Source organism: Rhodococcus sp. MH15 (genome assembly GCF_019266045.1).
Taxonomy (GTDB): domain Bacteria; phylum Actinomycetota; class Actinomycetes; order Mycobacteriales; family Mycobacteriaceae; genus Rhodococcus_F; species Rhodococcus_F qingshengii.
The window spans coordinates 941062-961621 of record NZ_LPNP01000080.1 but is presented as its reverse complement, the minus strand read 5'-3'; the positions used below and the strand labels follow the sequence as shown (position 1 = coordinate 961621).

Below are 20560 nucleotides of genomic sequence, written 5' to 3'. Positions count from 1 at the left end.
TCAGTGTTCTCCTGTGATCGGTGTGGTGCGTCCTACGAGGTGACGGAGTGCGTTGGTGTCGGCGCTCGGGGCGAGCCGGAGAACTTCGGATTCCGGATAAGCCCCCGCGTCGAGCCCGCGCAGTACCACCGCTGCGAGCGCCTGGGCGGTTGCAGGTTCGTCCATCACGTCGCCACCTTGGCGCCCCAAGTACGACTGGATGCGCGGGGCAGCGGCGCCGAGCGCATTGCGATAGAAGCCGAACGTGGCGAGCCAGCGGGTGACCAGATGCCCGGGGTGCATGTCCCACCCCTGGTAGTAACCGCGTTCCAGGGACCGCGTGACGAGGCGATGGTGCCGAGTGATCGCGTCGCGGATCGCCGTGGCGCTCCCGACAGGCGCGACCTGAGTCGACCCGTCGCACACCCAGACGCCGGTCTGCGCGGCAGCAGCCAACATGACAGCCTTTGCGTGGTCTGCCACCGGATGTTCGAGCGACTGATGACGCGATGCAATTCCGCAAGCTGCACTGTAATCGTAAGTGCCGTAATGCAAACCGGTCAGACGACCGGCACCGCGATGGATGGCCTGAGCAACTGCCACCGTTCCGTCGGCCGCGATGACCGCCTGCGGGCTCTCGATCTGCAACTCGAACCGAAGCGAACCGAGCTCGAGTCCGTGCGCCTTCTCCAGCTCTTCGCAGAGCAACACCGTCGCCGTGACCTGCTCCACCGCGCGCAGTTTGGGAACGGTGAAGACAAATCCGTCCGGCACTCCGCCGGCCGCGTCGAGCACAAGCTCGAGCGTCCTGATCGAGCGCCGACGCTCACCGGCCGGCAACCCCTTGAACCTGATGCCACTCCAGTTCGGCCCGGCAGGATCAGCGCTGAGCGCGGCAAGCGTCTGTCCGGCCGACGTCGCTGCATCGTCTTCTTCTTCGTCGCTGCGGCGTCCGTACCCGTCCTCGAAATCGATCCGAAAGTCTTGGACCGGCTTGCGGCCGAGTTGAACTCGCACATCAGCGAGCGCATTCTCCGTGTCGAGATCGGCGAACACATGAGCATGGGAATCGAGAAGCGCGATCGCCTGCTCACCCCAGAGTCGAGGGGTGTCGACGGTTGCATCCGCGGCACTGACGTAAATCGTGTGCACGGGTTGGATCTCGTCACGGTTTCCCGGGTACTGCGCCGCGAGCCGCTCGTCCACCGGATCCAGAAGTCCGTCCAGACGATCGTGGACGGCGGCGGAGAGTCGGGATTCTGTCATCGGACGATCTTCTCAGAACGTCCGCGAGCCCGCAGGTTCTCACGCCGCCGATCCAATCCGAGTCAGCGGCCCCCGACGAACGGAACGTTGACGAAGCTCGGCCGGTCTGCAGCCAACTCGATGTGCTGCGGTTTGAGTTGGCTGTCGGCGAGCATCGGGCCGAGCGCCAGGTATCGCGGCACGCTGGCAGCGTAGACGTCGACGCGGAGCCGGTGCCCCGGTTGCAGCACTGCGTCCGTCGGGAGCATGTTGATGTCGACGGTGGTGACCTCACCGGGAACCACCGGCTGACGCGTGTCGATCGTCAGATAGTGGTGCGGTTCACTGTAGTCACCGTTGGCCGAGCGAGTGCTCTTCGAATCGTCGACTGCCCGCAGCGACGCAGTCAGAGCGCCGTTCGTGATCGGTGTCGATGTTCCGTCCGGTGCTACGTCGTTGACCGTCGCTGCCCAGAATCCGTCCGTCGCGTCCAGGACGGTCTCGAGGTGGACGTTGATCGGGCCCGAGAGTGAGGTCGGCTCCGTCACTGCCTCACCGGTGAACGTCAGGCCCTCCGCTTCCTGGAATCGGGAATCCTTGGAACACGTCGCACCGAGCACCACGGAGATCCCGGCAGTTCCCTGAGTTCCGTCACCGGAGCAGAAGCCTCGCAGTCCTGGTGCGACTGTCAATCGCGCTGCGGCACTGGGCGGGTCATTCGTCAGCGAACCGTCGTACGCTGCGTGGGCGGCAGTACCGCTGGGCGCAGAGTTCAGATACATACGTTCGTAGCTCGCACCGGCTCGCGGGAACTGATCGTCCGTGATCCATCCGCCGCCTTGCTGGAACATCGTCACCGGACCGTAACGATCGATTCCGTTGTCGATGCCCTTGAGCCACTTGTCGAACCACGCACGTTCGAGTACGTCGAGGCGCGGCGGCGCACCGTCCTTGCCGAATCCTCCACCGGGAGTGACGTGATAGCCGTTCCCCATGATCAACTGCTTCTGCCCGGGCGGCAGATCGATTCCGTTGTAGATCCGCGGCTCACTGTTGGCGAAGATGTCGTGCCAACCGCCGTAGACCATCGTCGGAACGGCGATGTTGCCGACGTCAGCGGCTCGGTCCTGATAGAACTGCCCGTCTTGCGCGACTTGCAGAGTCGACGGCGACACGTCCTCGATTCTCTGAGCCGTCATCGCTTGCACCAGTTCAGGAATAAGCGTTCCCGGATCCTCGAGGCGGCTCGCCAACCACAGGGGATCGAAGTTTCCTTGCAGGATGTCCTGAACGTTCGGGATGAGTTTGAGCCCGTTGACCGCGGTCAACCACAACGGCATGAACCCGACTCCGAGGCCGCCACCGGTTCCGACGATGTCGCGCAGCAGATCGTTGCCAGGTTCGACCGGGAAGATCGCCTTCAGTGCAGGTGGATTGTTGCTCGCCGCCTGCACCGAGTTGATCGCGGAGTACGAGATGCCCGCCATCCCTACTTTCCCGTCGGACCATCCTTGCTTGCTCATCCAGTCGATGACCTCGACCGAATCCTGTTGCTCGCGCTTACCGAGCACGTCCCAATTACCTTGGGAGAAGCCGGTTCCACGTGCATCGACCACTACCTGCGTGTATCCGTTCTGGACCAGATCACGGTTGACGCCGAGAACCCTGGCGCCTCCGCCGGCGATGACGCCCGTCAACTCCGACACGCCGTCGAACGGCGCCGCGAGGTCGAGCGAGTTCGCAACGTCCATCAGCGTCTCACCGACCTGCGGGATCGACAGAGCTGAATCCACCAGTGTGTCCAGCAGTTTCGTGTACGGCGTGATGTTGAGGACCGAAGGCGTCTTCGATTCCACGGCCCGCCCGGATGCATCCGCCGGTCGGTACACATTCGCTTGCAGAACTGTGCCGTCACTCATCGTGATGGGCACGTCCCACTCGATGGAGACCCCCGGATACTGCGGCGTCGCCTCCGTTGCCGCGAGCCAGGCCTGCCCGTCCGACCCTCCCGTCGGATCCGCAGAAGCGACGGCGCTCGGCACCGTCAATCCCACGACGCACAGCCCCACCGCAATCTTTGTCGACCTTCGACGTAGAAGTCGTGTCCTCACGAAAACCCCAATTTTCTGTTGTGATGACCCAGCCCTGCCCCCACGACAGTGACCGGTGTCACGAACTTACCGGATAGTAACTTCCGTCCCATATGTCGTCAATAGGTCTGAATGCCGACCGGACGGCTAGCTTTGAAGATGTGTCACGATCACCGCTTCCCGTCCGCGACGGCCTGAACCCCAGTCGCATCCGTCAGCCCGACGACGGCATGTGGACGACGACGCTCGACTACCTGCTCGAACGGTTCCCCCAGGACGCCGTCCGATTGCGGGAGAAGGTCGCAGCCGGGGAGGTCGTCGACGAGAAGGGTGTCGGAATCACCGAGACGAGCGCTTTTGCTCCCCGGCGGTTCGTCTACCTGTACCGCGACCCTCCCGTCGAAACGCGGGTGCCGTTCGAGATCGACATCCTTTATCGGGACGAAAACATCCTGGTCGTGGACAAGCCGCACTTTCTCGCGAGCACGCCCCGCGGGCGATACATCGCCGAATCGGCCTTGGTGCGGTTGCGTCGAGATCTCGATTTGCCGGAGTTGAGTCCAGCGCATCGCCTCGACCGCGTCACGGCGGGACTGCTGCTGTTCACCGTGCATCAGTCGGCCCGGCGCGGCTATCAGACCATGTTCGCCGAGCGCCGCGTCGCCAAGGAATACGAGGCCATCGCGCGTTACGACGCGCAGGTGAGCACTCCCGTGGTCGTGCGCAGTCGCATCGTGAAAGAACGCGGCGTGCTCAAGGCCGCGGAGATCGAGGGCGAACCCAACAGCGAGTCGCGGATCGAACTGATCGAAACGCGAGACGGCTTCGCGCGGTACCGGTTGATTCCCCATACCGGCAAGACCCATCAACTTCGCCTGCACATGACCTCGCTCGGGCTACCGATCCACGGCGACAACTTCTATCCCGACTTCTACGACGTTGCCGCAGAGGATTATTCGAACCCGCTGCGCCTGCTGTCGAAGGTTCTCGAGTTCGAGGATCCCACGACCGGCCGGCTGCAACGGTTCGAAAGTCGGCGGACCCTGTCCTGGCCGGACGAATCAGGCAGTGGCGACTCGCCGTAGGGACCCCGGACCCTTCCACTGCGCCTCCGATACCGGGAGGATGGAAGCGCAGACCGCACCGCAAGAGGAGACCAGATGAGCAAGACCGCCGTCGTACCCGAAGCCGTACGGGAGATCGAGCGCAAGTACGAGGCGCCGGCCGAGCAGGAAGTTCCCGCCTTGGGCGGACTTCCCGGTGTTGTCGGCGAACCGGTCCACGACTCGATACAGCTCTCTGCCACCTACTTCGACACCGCGGACTACCGGTTGCTGGCCGAGAAGATCACGCTGCGCAAGCGTGAGGGTGGCGACGACGCGGGGTGGCACATGAAACTTCCCGCAGGCCAGGACACTCGAACCGAAATCCAACTTCCCCCGGACGAGAGCACCGATGTGCCCTCGCCGCTGTCGAGTCTGATCCGGGCGATCATTCGCGGTCACGATCTGGTGCCGGTCGCCCTGATCATCACCGATCGGGAGCGCACCAGGCTCAACGGCGAAAACGGTGTGCTGCTTGCCGAAGTGGTCTCCGACACCGTCATCGCCTGCAAGGCAGACGGTTCCGGAGAGTCGACGTGGCAGGAAGTCGAGGTCGAACAAGGCGCAGGCGGGCAAGAGCTGGCCGATGCAATCGAGTCGGTTCTACTGGACGCCGGGCTGGAGCGCTCTGCGAGTCCGTCCAAACTCAAACGAGCACTGGGCACGTCGGTCACACCGTACGCCGGTCACGAGGTCACCTCGGGCAAGGCGTCGAATCCGCGGATCTTGTTGCGTAATTACCTCATCGAACAATTGCGCGCACTGGTCGCCGCGGATCTCGGCACGCGTCGGGCCGACGACGAAGCCGTTCACGACTTCCGGGTTGCGGCACGTCGCATCCGCAGCGCTCTGCAGTCGTACGCCGGCCACTCCCCCAAGACCGACGATCTCATCACGGATCTGCGGTGGATCGGTGGAAAGTTCGGTGACGCCCGCGACGTCGAGGTCCAGTGGGAGCGTCTTGTGGAACGCCTCGGCGAAATCGACGAGATGCCCGAGCGAGAAGCTGTGCGAGCTCGAATCGACGAGTTCTTCTCTGCACGTGGTGAAACCGCCCAGGAAACAGCCCTCGAGGCGCTCGATTCCGAGCGATACACCACGCTGCTCGATCGCCTCGACGAGTACGTCGGCGACCTCGAATTCGACACCGCCACCCACCGCGTCGGAAAGAAGGCATCGGCACGAGAGTTGGCCCATACCCTGCGGCACCTGGCACACAAGGTCGGTAAGCGGGTCGATCACGTCTTCGATGCCGATAGCCGCACCGAGCGTGACGAGCGAATGCACCGCGCCCGCAAGGGAGCCAAGCGGATGAAGTACGCGATCGAGGTCATGGAACCCGTGTCGAAGAGCCGAGCGAAGCGTGCACTGAAGCATTTCAGCCACTTCCAGGATGTTCTCGGCGAGCACCAGGATTCCGTTGTCGCCCAACATCATCTACTTGCAATGGCAGCCGAGCAGGAGCATACCTCGCTCACCAGTTTCGGATTGGGCATGGCCTACCGACGAGAACTGGAAATAGCCGACGGGCAATCGACCCTGCTACGCAAGACGTGGAAGGAAGCCGTGAAGTCAGCATCGTCACTCTGGTGACGTCGCTGTAACCAGTCGACCGATCTCGATCATTTCAGAGGGAGTAGACATGAACACACTTGCAGGACACCAGGATGTCGTCGCCGGTATCGACGGATCCGAGGCCTCGACGGCGGCGGCCCGGTGGGCGGCCTCCGTCGCGAACGCGGTGAACTCACGACTGATTCTGGCGCACGCCCTGCCGCAAGAGGGCCCGATCTACAGTCCCGCTGCAGTGATGTTGCAGTCACAGTTCCTCAGCCAGATCCGCGAAGACGGCGAAGCGATCGTCGATGCCGCCGCCACGGTGATTTCGGCCGAATTCCCCGAACTGACCATCGAATCCGAGATCGCGCCAGGGCCGGCGTCGACGCATATCCTCGAATCCTCGGGTACCGCACGCCTGATCGTGATGGGGTCGACCGGATCGGGCGCACTGCGCTCACGGCTGCTCGGATCGACCGCACTGAAGGTGGCCAATCATGCAACCTGTCCGGTCACCGTGTGGCGTGGTTCGGCGGAGAATCCCGGTCCGGATCAGCGTCCCGTCATCGTCGGAGTGGACGGAAGCGCGTTGAGCAAGAAGGCCGTCGAGTACGCGTTTCGTTATGCCGATCAGTTCGACGCGCCGCTCATCGCGGTCCACACCTGGCAGGGCTCGTCCACCTTCCGCGAAGGCGGAGCGGGAATCCTGATCGACTGGGAGGCTGTCGAGCAGGAGGAATCGGCGCTACTGGCGGAAAATCTAGCCGGTATGGCCGACCAGTACCCGGACGTGCCGGTCACCCGCATCAGTGAACCCGGTGCCGCTGCTCCCGTCATGCTCAAATACGCCGACGACGCACAGTTGATAGTTGTCGGAAGTCACGGCCGCAGTGCGATGGCGGGCGCCGTGATGGGCTCCACCAGCCAGAATCTGCTGCACCATGCGCCAGGGCCGGTCATGATCTGTCGCGCCTGAATTGCTGTGCGCCTTTATTAACCCCCCGCGGTTAATAAAGGCGCACAGCAGGGGTCAGGCGAGACCCGTGCCCACCAACTGACCTACTCCGTACGTCACGGCCATCGCCAGCGCGCCGCCGATCACCACGCGTAGCACCGCTCTGGTCTTGCGAGCTCCGCCGAGCGTCGCGCTGATCGTCCCGGTCAGCGCAAGTGCGATCAGCACCGCGAAAAATGCGATAGGGACGCGGATGCCTGTCGGCGGCACCAGAATTGCGACCAACGGGATCGCCGCGCCGATCGTGAACGAGATTGCCGACGAAATCGCCGCGTGCCACGGATTGGTGAGATCGTCTGGATCGATACCCAATTCGACTTCTACGTGCGCCGCGAAGGCGTCGTGCTCGGTTAATTCTTCGGCGACGCGGCGGGCCGTCTCCGGACTCAATCCCTTGTTCTCGTAGATCTCGGTCAGTTCCTGAAGTTCAGCCTCCGGGGTCTCGAGGAGTTCCTTCTTCTCCTTCTGCAGGAGTGCGCGTTCGGTATCCCGCTGAGCGCTGACCGAGACGTACTCGCCCAACGCCATGGACACAGCGCCGGCAACCAGTCCAGCAAAACCTGCTGTGAAGATCGCGGAGCGCTCGGTCGTGGCTGCCGCAACACCGACCACGAGACCTGCGGTCGAGACGATTCCGTCGTTTGCACCCAGAACACCTGCACGCAGCCAGTTGAGGCGATTGTTCAAACTCGGTGCGTGAGGTTCCGATTCCCCACCGGGCGCCCCGTCGGTCAACTGCACACTGTCTCCGGACATGGCAACAGATTAGGACGATCAGTCCGGTTGCGATAGCAATCTGAGCCTGTCCTTCGCGCACTGATATATTCCGATTGGCACCCCAACCAAGCATTTGTTAGGTTTGAAATCGGCAGACATCTGGAGGCATTGTGAGCGCAGTACGCACCGCTTTTGTCAGCGGCGGAACCGGTGGAATCGGGTCGGCGATCGCCCTGACCCTTGCCGAACGCGGACACGACGTCGCCTTCACCTACCGAAACAACAAGGGCGCTGCCGAGCAACTGAGCGAGCAGATTCGAGCGCATGGCGTGCGCGCCCACTCGTACGCTCTCGACTTGACCGACGAGTTGTCGATCAGCGCCGCCGTCAACGATGCGGTCGATGATCTGGGCACATTGACGACGCTGGTCCACGCTGCGGGACCGCACGTCCCGATGACGCACCTCTCACGTGTGACGCCGGCGTTCTTCACCGAACAACTCAACCAGGAGGCCGCGGCGTTCTTCACCCTCGTCCACACCGCCCTGCCTGCGCTGCGTGCATCCTCGGGTTCGGTGGTGGCGGTGACAACCGCGGCAACGGATCGCTTTCCCGTGCGCGACGGACTCTCCGCAGGCACCAAAGGGGCTGTCGAACAACTTGTTCGCGGATTCGCCGCAGAGGAAGGACGCTACGGCGTCCGGTTCAACGCTGTCGGACCAGGCATGTTGACGGACGGAATGGCGGAGCGCCTGATCAGCTCCGCCGAACTCGACCAGGGCGCGCTCGACGTGACGATGAGCCGAATCCCGTTGAAGCGCTTCGGATCAGCTGCCGACATCGCCGAAGCAGTATGTTTCCTCGCAAGCGACGCGGCCGGATTCATCAGCGGCCAGAAGCTCAACGTCGACGGTGGCTACACCGTCTGAGCGCTATCCGCCCAACTTGCGAAAGACCAGTCGCACGGCAAGTTCCAGGTGCGCCATCACCTCGTCCGTCGTCATCCGGCCCGCAACCCACGAGACGAGACTCGACATCCAGACGTCGTCGATCACCTTCACCGCGTCCAACTGCTGCTGCGAGACCTCCTCGACACCGATCGCCTTCGCGAACATCTCGGTCACGACCCCACCGAGCGCGTTGAGTTCCGGAGTCGCCGACGCGTCCGCGAACATGTACGCCCGAACCAACGCTTCGTAACGGAGGTGATCGGTCTCGAGGACTTCCGTATTCTTGCGCAGCACAAACAGAATCCGGTCCGACGGAGTCTCGCCCGGGATTACAAAGTCCTGGAATCTGTCACGCAAACCCTCGAACATCCACAACAATGCGACGACGAGCATGTGGTTCTTGGACGGGAAATACCGGTAAACAGTGCCGATCGCGACGCCAGCGCGATCGGCGACCGATCGCATCTGCACCGCGTCGTAGCCGCCTTCGGAGGCGGATTCCATTGCGGCGTCGACAATCCGGCGAAAACGCGCTCGTTGCGACGGCGTCGTACGACGTCCGGTCACCGAGCTACGTTCGACCACCGACTGGTCTGCCTTGTCGCCACCTGCCATGTCCACAACCCTTATTAGACGTCGTTTTGCCGACTCCCAATGTAGCCGCCCAACGCAATTGTCGGGTGCATGACTGCCCGCTTCCGAACTGCCCGCCAGTGGAACTGGCCCAGATCAGGAAGCGCGCCGCGGCCGATCGGATCGGCCGCGTCTACGTGGATCTTCCGACCAGTCGCGAGAGGGTGCGCGTCCGCCCGGAGCTGGAGCCCGGCGCCTGTCGGGTTGCGGCGCGCGTCGTTCCGGTCTGCGTTGCCCAGTTGGAGCAGGCTGGGCGCGGCGAGCGGGCGGCCTCCGTCGATCGGTCTGTGGCTTCTTGGCAATGCCGAACCGAGGCTTGCCGAAGACCAGCGGTATCCAACCCCGACCGCTGCTCTCGGCAGAGGCGACAGCCTCGGGCTCACGGAAGGCTGCGTGCGCGATGAGCCCGAACATCAGCAGGGTGGTGATCATCGACGTTCCGCCCGCCGAGATGAGCGGTAGTTGCAGACCGGTCACCGGAATCAGGCCGACGACGTAGGCGATGTTGATGAACGCCTGCACGACGATCAACGTCGTTGCCGTCGCTGTCATGACTTTGAGGAACGGATCAGTGGACCGTTTCGCGATCCGCAGCCCGACGATCAGAACCGCGGCAAAGAGAGCGACGACGATCAGCGCGCCGACCAGACCCAACTCTTCACCGATCACGGCAAAAATGAAGTCGTTGTGCGCCTGCGGGAGATAGCTCCATTTGGCGTCGGACTGTCCTAGACCGCGACCGAAGATGCCTCCGTTCGCCAGTGCGTACTTGGCCTGAGTGCTCTGGAAGTTCAAACCCTGCGGGTCGAGATCAGGATTGAGGAAAGCCTTGATGCGATCCGAGCGGTAACCAGCCGTAAGCCCGAGCACGAGAAATGCGACTGCGGAACCGAGTGTGAGGCTGATGAATGTCTTCATCCGAAACAGCCCGAACCACAGCACCGACATGAAGATGATGCCGATGGTGATGGTGGTTCCGAGGTCCTTCTCCAACACCACCAGAACCAGAACCAGCAACGTCGTACCGCCGATCACCGGCAGCGCGCGGTTGACGTCCATCCGCGCCTTCATGAACGACGCAACCGTCGCTGCGGACCAGATCGCCAGAGCAAGTTTGGCCAGCTCCGACGGCTGGAAGGAAATGCCCGCGATCACGAACCAGCTGCGAGCACCCATCTGTTCCGAGCCGATACCTGGAATCAGCACCAGGACAAGCAGAACAAGACACAGGATCAGCAGCCATGGTGAGGCTCTACGCATCGTTTCGGTCGGCAACCGCACGACCGCCACGAACATCACCAAACCGATCGCTGCGAACATGCACTGCGGCCAGAAGCGGGCGTAGGACGTCCCGGACAGAACATAGGATTCGACGCCCGAAGACGACAGCACCATCAGCAGTCCGAACGCGACGATCAGCACGACCAGACCGACGATCATATGGAAATCGAACAGTGGCCGATTGGTCCACATCGCCGTTCGAGCGCGGAAGGGTGTCGATGTGCGGTCACGTTTGTCCGACGCTCCACGGGGTGAGTTAACTGGCTCTCCACTCCCGCGACCGTTGGGCTTGTCTTCACTGCGACCGGTCACCACACAAGTATCGTCCCACGACTCCTAACCCATGGGTAACACAAGTCCCATGAGTCACACGGGCTCGGCCTCCCGAGGTCCATGTAGACCCACGAAATACCAGGTCACGTCCTTCGCCGGCGTCGGTCTGCCACCGCTCCCGCCAACGAGAGCGTCAACATGACCACGCAGACGGCAAGCGCGATCCCGAACGCACGTCCGTATCCGTCGGGCGAGCATCCGAGCACACCGAGATACAACCCCGATACCGCGGCCAGCGAGATGGTCGCTGACAGGCGCTGAGACAGTTGAAGGAAACCCGCCGCAACACCGTTCGCGCCCGGCGGTGCATATTCGAGAGTCAGCACCCGATTGGGCGCGTCGACCAAACCGCTGGCAACTCCCGACAACACCGCCAGGACCACCAGCACCGGGATCAGATGTTCCCGCGGAATCAGATTGACCGCTGCGATGTAGCCGAGGATGACAAGGATCTCGCCGACGATGGCAAAAACCACCGCACTTCGGCCGAACCTGGCAACCAGCCGCCATCCGAAAGCCGACGTCAATGCCATCGCGAGTGAGCTACCGGTCATGATCAACGCCGCACTCAGCGGGGCGAAGCCCAAACCCTCGATCAGATAGAGGCTGAGCACCGCGTTGACGGCGAGGATGGATCCGAACCAGAAGAGTGCAACCGTCGTACCCAACCGGAAGCCCCGCGAGGCGATCAACGACGGAAGCAGTACCGGCGTCCCGCCGCGCTCGGCGTACCGACGTTCCCAGAACCAGAAGGCAACGGCAGCGCCGAACGCACCGATCAGGAAAGCCGCAGCCACAGTGACACTGGTTCGGGTCACGATGGGCCACAACAGGAGCCCGGCCGTAGTCGCCAGCAGACACAGCCCAACCGGATCGATCGACGCGCCCGATCGGGTAGTTCGATCACGGCGCAGAAAGCGAAACGCCAAAATCAGAGTGATCAGAGCAAACGGCACGTTGAGAACGAGAAGCAACCGCCATCCGAAGTCGGCGTCAGAATACTTCAGCAGAACGCCACCGAGGATCGGTCCGGAAACGCCGGCCAGACCACCCGCGGTGCTGTACGCGCCCAACGCCTTCGCCCGAGCCTTTCCGGACACCCGGTCGGTGATGATGCCGAGCACCTGCGAACTGATGGTGCCTGCGCCGATCCCCTGCCCAAGACGAGCCAACACGATCATCGACGGATCCGACGCACACGCTCCGAGGATTCCCATCACCGCGAAAATGCTCAGGCCCGCCAAGAACAAGCGTCGACGCCCGACGACGTCACCGAGTCGGCCCGCCGGCACAAGGGCCAAGCCGAAAGTCAGCGAATAGCTCGCAAGGATCCACTGCACCTCGGAGGTCGACGCGCCCAGCGACGCCCGGATCGACGGAACCCCGATTCCGAGCACCGCCGAATCGAGAAGAGTGGTGAAGCCCGCGGCTACGCAGACGATGATCTCCCAGCGGACGGCCGAATCGAGCTTGGTGGATTCGGCCGCCGCTGTGACCGTGTGGGACAGGACCCGTTACCCCGCAGCTTCAGACGCGGCCCGACGCGTGAGCGGCGGTCTCAACCCCAAGTGCTCTCGCAGCGTCGACGTGGAGTACTCGGTGCGGTACGCCCCACGCTCCTGCAGTTCCGGGATCAACCAGTCCACGATCTCGTCGAGCCCGGTCGGCACCAGGTACGGCGAGATGTTGAAGCCGTCCGAAGCTCCGTTGCGCACCCAATGGACCAACTGATCTGCGACCTGCCCCGGGGTGCCCGCAAAACCCGAACGCTGCGAGGTCTCGATGGCGACCTGACGTAGCGACAGGTTCTTTGCCTCGGCGAGAGCCCGCCATTCACGTGCAATCGCAATGGGGTCGTTGCCGTCTCGCGCGGAACCGCGCGTCTCGGACACCGGGCGGGCAACCGGATCTTCCTCGGGGAGTGGACCGTCGGGGTCTCGATCGGAAAGGTCCTTACCCCACACCAGTCCGACGAGAGAGAGGGCAGTCTGACCGGTGAACTGGCCTTCGAGGACCCACCGTGCCTTCTCCTCGACTTCGGACTCGTTCTCCGCCAACACGATCTGCGTGCTGGGCAAGATCTTGACGTCGTCCTCCGGTCGCCCGGCTTTACGCAACCGAGCCCGAATGTCGTCGGCGAAGTCGAGCGCGCCGTCGAAATGAGTCCCGTGTCGCGAGAAGATGACGTCGGCATGGGTCGCCGCGAAATCGCGTCCACTCGGGGAATCACCCGCTTGGAAGATGACCGGATGCCCCTGGCGGCTTCGGGGAAGCGTCGGCGTCACGGAGATGTCGAACTGTGAAGTCTGCCTGCGCACGTCGCCGACGGCACCCGGAGTAGACCAGTTCTCGGACGTGCGAGAATCCGAGATCGCGTCGTCGGCCCACGAATCCCACAGTGCCCGCGCGGTTTCGATGAACTGCCCGGCACGCCCGTAGCGCAGGGAGTGGTCGAGAAAACCACCGCGACGGAAGTTCTCTCCCGTCCACGCGTTGTCGGTGGTCACCGCATTCCAGCCGGCCCGTCCGTCGGAAAGTAGGTCGAGGCCGGAGAGTCGACGCGCAAGGTCGGCCGGTTCGTTGTACGTGGTGTTCTGTGTCGCGACCAACCCGATCTTGTCGGTGATACCGGCGAGGGCGGCCAACTGCGCAATGGCGTCGGGGCGGCCGGCGATATCCAGATCGAGAATCTTGCCGTTCTGCTCGCGAAGCCGCAGGCCTTCACCGAGGAAGAAGGCGTCGAACAGACCTCGCTCGGCGGTGAGTACCAACCGCCTAAACGTCTCGAAGTCGATCTGGGATCCGCTCGCGGAATCGGACCAGATGGTGGTGTGGTTGACCCCCTGGAAGAAGACACCGAAGTGAACGTGAGCGTCGGGTCGAGGTACGGCGGAGCGTGATGCAGTCATGGCCGAAATATCCTTAGCGCGAAGTCAAGTCAGGAGGAGTGGGCGAATCGATTTGAGGGCCGCTGCAGACCGAGGTTGCCCCTCAGGGTCGATCCCGGAACCGGGCGTCGCGTCAACCCGGCCTTGGACAGCGTCGGAAGCACGAATTTGGCCAGCACCGGAAGGTCCTCGTCGATCACGAGAGCATGGAAATGAACACCGTCGAGGTGTCCGGCCAATTCCTTCAGAACCACGGCCGCTTCCCCCGGATCTGCAGCCAGGAGCAGTCGGCCGGTGACGACGGCATTCCCGTACGAGTTCAGCTCGGTCCTCCGCTGCGCCGCAGACAGATTCGGCGTATCGAATGCCACATCGACCTCGGCGACCACCAATGACGCGCCCTCATCGCGCGCCTTGGCAGCCGACTGTGCAATGGTCTCCACCGAATCACCCGAAACGAGAACAACATCCGGCTGGCGTGGATCGATTTCGCCGTAGCGGCCGAACACCACCAACTGGCCTTGAGGCGGCCGCGGAACGATTGCCGGCCCCTTCACCGAGAACGTGTCGCCCTCGAAATTGACGTAATGCAGACGATCAAGTTCGAGGAAACGCCCACTGAGATAGTCACGAACGACGGCGTCGTCCTCCCACGAGTCCCAGAGATCGGTCACAACGGTGACCGAATCCCGCTGCTCTTGCTGACGCGCCGACTCCGTTGTTACCGGAGCCCTCCCCCACGCCCTCGCCGCGGCATCGTCTTCGACCGGAACAGCAAGCCAGCCGCCACGCCCACGCGAGGAGTAGTCCAACGTCGCCAATTGCGAGGACGTATGAAACGGTTCGGCGTACGTGGTCCCGACGACGGGGACCAGCCCGATCGTGCTGGTTGTCGCCGCCACGTACGACGCCCTCGAGACGGCATCGATGCGGCCGACGACGTCACCACTCGGGGGGAGGATGGAATCGTCGAACGTCGCGAACGTGAAGCCGGCATTCTCGGCAGCCGCGACGCGATCGCGCACGGCTTTGCCCGTGAGCAGCTGGTCCGGGCGGTGTGAGCTTCGGCGCCAGGCAGCGGGGTGAGTGCCCTCGCCGTCCAGTTCGATACCCACGGCAAATACAGTCATGTGTCCTCCATCGGTCCTGGCGGTAGCACCCACACTGCGGTTAGGTAGCGGGTTGCTGCGGCATCATCGAGCCAGGTCTCTCAGCCACTCTGGATGGTGGATGCAATCTATGCGGGCCACGCTGGGCAAGTCAAATCACGCTTGTCGAATCATATTGACCTACAACATATTTCAATACAATCATCCTGATCGAAAGGGTTGCGCAACGCTAGCCGACGTAGACACGAAAGAGCCCCGCCCGACTCGCGTCGGACGGAGCTCTCGGTGTGCGCTGGAACGCTACTTCGCGCCCATCCATGCCTGATCGAACAGCATGATGCCGGTTGCAGTCGGAACCACACCGTGCACGTTCTTCTGCCAAGCCCAGAACGACGTGAGCCCGCCGATCGGCGCCGACGGAACCGTCTCGTTCCACAGCGTCTGAATTTTGCCGATGATCGCAAGAGTCGACGAATTGTCCTTGGCCTGTTGTAGATCTGCGATCAGCTGATCCATCGCCGGGTTCGCATATCCAGCAGTATTCGCCATCGAGGTGCTGTTGGTCGTGGAGAACAATCCGAGATCGAGAATCGACTCGTACATTCCGATGCCCGCGTGCGCGAGGTCGAAATCGTGCTTGACGTAGACGTTCTGCACGATGTCGCCGGCGTTGTTGGCCAAGATCAAGTTCACCTCGAACCCGACGGCCTGCAACAGTGACTGCACGGCGAGGCCGATCGCGTGGTCCTTCGGCTCACTGAGAACGACGTAGTCGAGGCTGCCGTCGTACCCGTCTGCCTTCGCCTGATTCAGAAGTTCCTTCGACTTGTCGGGGTCGTAGGCAATACCCGGTGTGTCTACATGCCATTGAGACGTCGGACCGAACAACTCCGAGCCCGGCAGTCCCTCACCGTTTTCCACTCGCTGATCGATCAACGTGGTGTCTAGCGCGTAGCCGATAGCCTGACGGACGCGAACATCCGAACCCGGTCGGCCCTCACGGTTGTTGATAATCTCGGCACTACCGGCATTGAGCACGTCGATGTAGCCGGGGTAGCCAGCGGACTTGGCGGAATTGATCGCCGACGTGAGGCCGCGAATGTAGGCGACATCGAGCTGACCGCTGTTCAATGATTCGAGATTCGCCTGCGGACCGTTGAGCGCAACCATCCGCAACTTGTCCAGCTTGGGGGCGCCGCCGTAGTAGGACGGGTTGGCCTTGAAGATTCGCTCGACGCTCGGTGTGAAGACATCTTCGGTGAAGGGTCCGGCTCCGACGGCGGTGAACTTGTCGCCCTGCTGCGAACTCGGGGCGACGATCATCCCGTGCCCGAGAGCGAGCATCGACGGAAAACGCATCCACGGCGTCTTCAGCTTGAATTCCACTGTCGTCGGACCGCTTGCCTGCGCCGATTCCACCGAAGCCAGCCACAGTTCGGCGCCATTGCCCTTGCCCGCGTTGTACCGATCGATGCTCGCGATCACGGCGTTGGCGTCGAGGGTGGTGCCGTCACTGAACTTCACACCGTCGCGAAGTTTCAGCGTCCAGGTGGCTCCGTCGTCAGCTGTCTCGAGCGATTGAGCCAACTTGGGCTCGAACTCGCCGCTCGCAGTGTTGTAACTCATCAGGACGTCGTACACAGCAGCGAAGGCCTCACCGCCGGAACCGCCGCGCGCGGCCGTCTTCGTCGGGTCGAGTGAGGGAACGAGCACCTGTACGCCGTACGTCATGGTCCCGCCGGCCACCGCAGTTCCCGGATCGGGCTGCTCGTTGACCATGCCGGTCACGACGTCCGCCGACGCGGTCGTCGTATCGGTCCCGCTGTCGTCACCGTTGCTCGCGCAGCCCACCAACAGAACCCCGGTGCCGAACAATGCGACGGCGACCCGGCTGACTTTCCCGATGCGCCAAGATCTCGAGTGCGACACGGAGATTCCACCTCACTTTCAGTAGACGCAGCCACGGATCGGCCGCAATCGGCTAATAGTGATGTCCTCTGTGGAGTGACGCCCAGCACGTTCCCGGTGACCGGAAACATTCACGGAGACAAAGGATGCGCATAACTGAGATGATCGGGCCGAGTGGTTGACTGCGACTGACATCCGAACACGAAAAAGCTCCAACCTTATGTTCGAAGAACATGAGATTGGAGCTTTTCGATAAGAATTATGGTGGCCAGGGCCGGGATCGAACCGGCGACCTTCCGCTTTTCAGGCGGACGCTCGTACCAACTGAGCTACCTGGCCGGACGGCACCCGAACCGAATGCCTATCGCATTGCTTTGTTCTCAACCGATTGATTGAGAACAAAGCTTTGCGACCCTGACGGGACTCGAACCCGCGACCTCCGCCGTGACAGGGCGGCGCGCTAACCAACTGCGCCACAGGGCCTTGCTTTTTCCTTGCTGTGAAACCGTACTACATCTTCGAGCCGCTCCCAAACCACTGTCCTGGCCTGGCATTTGTGCATCTCAAAGCGTGTCGTGCGGGTAAAACCATACTGCATCGTTTCGCTTTCGCAAAACGTACCCCCTACGGGATTCGAACCCGCGCTACCGCCTTGAAAGGGCGGCGTCCTAGGCCGCTAGACGAAGGGGGCCCGCCGGATCTCTCCGAACTAGTACCCCAACGGCGTTCCGTTGGGAGCTTGGATAGCTTATGGCACGGCATTCGGAAATCACAAATCGCCTGTTCACGGGCAGAAAAGTGCACTATTCAGTGTCAGGGAACTCGACTTGGGGCCACCCGTCACTATGGAACGTCTCCAACCACTGCGGCGTAGCCATGGCTTCGAGGACTACTTCGAGAGACTCCTCGAACCACTCGCCCAGATCTCCACTGGAGGCAATCAGGTCTGCCATGTACCGCTGACCGGCAAGGCTCGCTGCCAGTACACGCGTGAATTTGTCCGGGTCGGCGCCTTCTCGGAGCAAACCGTCGTCCTTGGCACGCAATGCCAACTCATAGGCGGTCTTTCCCCAGACCTGCCCACCACCGGACTGCACATCCTTGTAGAACTCGGGCTCGATGATCAGCCGGAATTCCGCCTGCACGATTACCTCGGCACGGAAGACCTCGGCAATGTCGAGCACGAGACCGTGCAAAGCGACGAATGGATCGAGGTCTGTTCTCTTGGCCCAACGATCAGTAATTCCAGTGAAGGTTTCGATAGCCGAGGTCAGAACCGCTCGCGCCAACTCTTCCTTGGACTGGAAATGGAAATACATGGCGCCTTTGGTGGCGCGGGAGCCCTCGAGGATCGTGTTCACCGACGCAGCTGCATAGCCGCGCTTGGCGAATTCGACTGCAGCCGCTTCGACCAGGGCGGCGCGGGTACGCCGCGCACGCTCTTGTTGACGTGCCATTTACGGTGTTGTGCCTCTCGCAGAGTTGGTACGCAGAGCCGCCGTGATCGGCGCCTGTCATCCCCCGAAACTTCACAATATCCCCTCCAACACACCCTACGTAAGGACTAGAGCCATACCCGCCAAAAGTACTAGACGCAATCGGCTGTTCAGGGGACAAGAACCGACTTTATGCCCAAAAGACACCAAGTGGTATGGTTTTGGCCGCTCGGGTGCGCCGCAGGGGGTGCGCATCCGAGCTTTTTCGTGCCCGAGATTCTGATAATTCGACCTCGCAGACGGAACTGCTTCGCCGACCGATGGACAGCAGTCCCAAGGTTTTAAACAACTAGTGCAATTGTTTATTCCCCCTTTTCCGTCGAAACCGTGCTGGCAGCATCGAAACAACACAGTTAGACTGTCTAAATGAACGTTGGAGAGGGTCGCAGCAAGGCTCGAGACGAGATCGACGTACTTTGGGACGATCTGGGTGCCTTCGTCCGACGTCTACGCACCAAACGCAACGACCACAAGCTCACGCCGAGCCAGATCCAGGCCCTCGGCCACCTCGACCGACAAGGTCCGTCGACCGCCAAAGAGTTGGCAAAATTCGAGCGCGTCACACCGCAATCAATCGCAAAGACCGTGGCGGCGCTCGAAGAACAGGGCATGGTGACGCGAAGGGCGGATCCATCGGACGGCCGCGCGGTCTTGGTCACGATGACCGAACTCGGCACATCGACCCTTCACGAAGACCGAACGAAACGAACAGAGTGGCTGGCCGAGGTCATCGACGCCGAGTGCACCGAAGCCGAGCGTGACTTGCTTCTGATCGCCGGCCGAATCCTGCGCAGACTAGGCCAGGGCGAGTCCCCAGCATCGACATCGATATCAGAGGAGTCACTGATGAACTCGTGACCACCGTCGTCGAAACGCCGACCCCCCAAACTCCCGTTCCACTGAAACTGAGTCTTGCTCTCGGCTCCGGAACCGTTCTTCAAGCGCTGAACTCGTCGATGATTGCCGTGGCAATCGTCCCGATCGCCACATACTTCGGTTCCAGTTCAGGCACAGCGTGGGTCATCTCGGCCCTCTACATCGCGACTGCGGTCACGGCGCCGGCGGCTGGTCGACTCGGATCGATCCTCGGCGCCAAACGCGTCTACCTCGCCGGATTGGGCCTGATCGCTGCCGGATCGATCCTCGGCTCGCTCGCCCCGTCGCTGGGCTGGCTGATCGCCGCACGAATCCTGCTCGGAATCGGCACGGCGACACAGTATCCGAACGCAATGACCGTCATCCGCGAATACGCTGACCGCCACCGGACTCAAACCCGTTCAGCTATAGCAACACTCACCATTTGCGCTCAATCGGTCGTCGCGCTGGGGCCCACTCTCGGCGGGTTGTTGGTCGGCACACTCGGTTGGCAATCGATCATGTGGGTGAACCTCCCACTTGTCGTCGTCACTGCCGTATGGGTCTTCTTCGCCGCCCCGAGCGACTCCGCCCTGCCCGACCGGGCCGGCGCCGCTGCGTTGTTCAAATCTCTCGACCCACTCGGCATCACCCTGTTTCTCGCTCTGACGACATCGACGATGCTCTTTCTCCTCTCTCTCGCCGAGCACGCGAAGTGGTACCTCGTCCCGTCGACGGCCCTCTTCGCGTTCCTGTTCGTCTGGTGGGAACGTCGAACGGCCTCGGCGTTCATCGACGTCCGCGCCGTCGTCCGAAACCGCGCACTGAGCATGACTCTCGGCCGGACCCTGCTGACTTACACAGCGTTCTACTGCATCTTCTTCGGACTCCCCCAGTGGCTACAGGTAGCCCGCGGAATGTCACCGATCAGCGCCGGGGTCTTCATGCTGCCTGTCGCTGCGGTCGGGATCTTCGCGACCATGTCCGCGTCCAGGGTGTACGGGAAATTCGGCGCACGGATCACCCTGCTGATCGGCACCGCGGCCTTGGCCGTCGGCGGCGTTCTGATCGCCTTTGTCGAATCGAGCTCGACTCCCCTAGTGGCACTCCTGCTGATTGCGGCGATCCTGGGCATTCCCAACGGCTTCAACAACATGGGAAACCAGAACCTGATCAACTCGGTGACCACCTCCGCCGACGTCGGGACGGCGATCGGTCTGTACCGAACAATCCAGTACATCGGCGCCAACCTTGCTGCCGTCGTCATCGAGTTGACCATGCGCGGAACCTTCGACGACGCGGGTCTGCATCGCACGGGCGGGACCATCGCCGTCATCGGAATCGCCCTTCTGGTGGGGGTGGTGTTTTCACGGACTCTGCGGTCCCGTTAGACTCTGCGCC

Annotated in this window: 16 protein-coding genes, 3 tRNA genes and 1 riboswitch; of the genes, 6 read left to right on the top strand and 13 right to left on the bottom strand. The window is 62.3% G+C overall.

Features of this window, described 5'->3' with window-relative positions:
* Together ATN37_RS27515 and ATN37_RS27510 are read right to left on the bottom strand one after the other, a co-directional pair.
* Positions 1–1245, bottom strand: coding sequence for an aldolase/citrate lyase family protein (locus ATN37_RS27515; RefSeq protein ID WP_007733914.1), 1245 nt, complete (start codon positions 1243–1245; stop codon positions 1–3).
* 62 nt (positions 1246–1307) lie between these two features.
* Positions 1308–3335, bottom strand: coding sequence for a CocE/NonD family hydrolase (locus ATN37_RS27510; RefSeq protein ID WP_165639055.1), 2028 nt, complete (start codon positions 3333–3335; stop codon positions 1308–1310).
* 92 nt (positions 3336–3427) lie between these two features.
* Between ATN37_RS27510 and ATN37_RS27505 the strand changes: the two genes are divergently transcribed.
* From ATN37_RS27505 to ATN37_RS27495, 3 genes are all read left to right on the top strand, one after another.
* Positions 3428–4399 carry a pseudouridine synthase gene (locus ATN37_RS27505; RefSeq protein WP_051649588.1) on the top strand — a complete coding sequence of 324 codons (972 nt, stop codon included), beginning with the start codon at positions 3428–3430 and terminating at the stop codon, positions 4397–4399.
* Positions 4400–4474: 75 nt separating this feature from the next.
* On the top strand, positions 4475–6010 hold the full coding sequence (locus ATN37_RS27500) for a CYTH and CHAD domain-containing protein (protein WP_007733905.1): 1536 nt from the start codon (positions 4475–4477) through the stop codon (positions 6008–6010).
* A 49-nt stretch (positions 6011–6059) separates the two neighbouring features.
* Positions 6060–6950, top strand: a complete 891-nt coding sequence (locus ATN37_RS27495; RefSeq protein ID WP_047271050.1) for a universal stress protein — start codon at positions 6060–6062, stop codon at positions 6948–6950.
* 54 nt (positions 6951–7004) lie between these two features.
* On the opposite strand, the gene ATN37_RS27490 is transcribed toward ATN37_RS27495, so the two are convergent.
* Complete coding sequence (locus ATN37_RS27490) at positions 7005–7745, bottom strand: VIT family protein (protein WP_007733901.1); 741 nt, start codon at positions 7743–7745, stop codon at positions 7005–7007.
* A 131-nt stretch (positions 7746–7876) separates the two neighbouring features.
* Between ATN37_RS27490 and ATN37_RS27485 the strand changes: the two genes are divergently transcribed.
* Positions 7877–8635, top strand: coding sequence for an SDR family NAD(P)-dependent oxidoreductase (locus ATN37_RS27485; protein ID WP_030535265.1), 759 nt, complete (start codon positions 7877–7879; stop codon positions 8633–8635).
* Positions 8636–8638: 3 nt separating this feature from the next.
* Here the strand turns inward: ATN37_RS27485 and ATN37_RS27480 are convergent, their stop codons facing one another.
* The 10 genes from ATN37_RS27480 to ATN37_RS27435 form a co-directional block, all read right to left on the bottom strand.
* Entirely contained in the window at positions 8639–9271 is a 633-nt protein-coding gene (locus ATN37_RS27480; RefSeq protein WP_007733896.1) for a TetR family transcriptional regulator, read from the bottom strand.
* 114 nt (positions 9272–9385) lie between these two features.
* Entirely contained in the window at positions 9386–10762 is a 1377-nt protein-coding gene (ftsW, locus tag ATN37_RS27475) for a putative lipid II flippase FtsW (RefSeq protein ID WP_218696000.1), read from the bottom strand.
* Between the two features lie 224 nt (positions 10763–10986).
* A complete protein-coding gene (locus ATN37_RS27470) occupies positions 10987–12348 on the bottom strand; it encodes an MFS transporter (RefSeq protein WP_218695999.1) in 1362 nt (453 codons plus the stop codon).
* Between the two features lie 69 nt (positions 12349–12417).
* Positions 12418–13812: an NtaA/DmoA family FMN-dependent monooxygenase gene (locus tag ATN37_RS27465; RefSeq protein WP_218695865.1), complete on the bottom strand. Its 1395-nt coding sequence runs from the start codon at positions 13810–13812 to the stop codon at positions 12418–12420.
* 29 nt (positions 13813–13841) lie between these two features.
* Entirely contained in the window at positions 13842–14921 is a 1080-nt protein-coding gene (locus ATN37_RS27460) for an LLM class flavin-dependent oxidoreductase (protein WP_218695864.1), read from the bottom strand.
* A 4-nt stretch (positions 14922–14925) separates the two neighbouring features.
* A riboswitch (SAM riboswitch) is annotated at positions 14926–15021 on the bottom strand.
* A gap of 179 nt (positions 15022–15200) precedes the next feature.
* Positions 15201–16829, bottom strand: a complete 1629-nt coding sequence (locus ATN37_RS27455; protein WP_218695862.1) for an ABC transporter substrate-binding protein — start codon at positions 16827–16829, stop codon at positions 15201–15203.
* A gap of 241 nt (positions 16830–17070) precedes the next feature.
* Positions 17071–17147 (bottom strand) — tRNA-Phe (locus ATN37_RS27450).
* A 70-nt stretch (positions 17148–17217) separates the two neighbouring features.
* Positions 17218–17291 (bottom strand) — tRNA-Asp (locus tag ATN37_RS27445).
* Between the two features lie 135 nt (positions 17292–17426).
* Positions 17427–17499: transfer RNA gene (locus ATN37_RS27440), tRNA-Glu, on the bottom strand.
* Positions 17500–17611: 112 nt separating this feature from the next.
* Positions 17612–18265 (bottom strand): TetR/AcrR family transcriptional regulator, encoded by a 654-nt coding sequence (locus ATN37_RS27435; RefSeq protein WP_218695861.1) that lies wholly within the window; start codon positions 18263–18265, stop codon positions 17612–17614.
* Positions 18266–18670: 405 nt separating this feature from the next.
* On the opposite strand from ATN37_RS27435, the gene ATN37_RS27430 reads away from it, so the two are divergent.
* Entirely contained in the window at positions 18671–19162 is a 492-nt protein-coding gene (locus tag ATN37_RS27430) for a MarR family winged helix-turn-helix transcriptional regulator (RefSeq protein WP_007733882.1), read from the top strand.
* Entirely contained in the window at positions 19159–20550 is a 1392-nt protein-coding gene (locus tag ATN37_RS27425; RefSeq protein WP_218695860.1) for an MFS transporter, read from the top strand. The genes ATN37_RS27430 and ATN37_RS27425 overlap by 4 nt, the downstream gene beginning before the upstream one ends.
* Positions 20551–20560 lie beyond the last annotated feature (10 nt).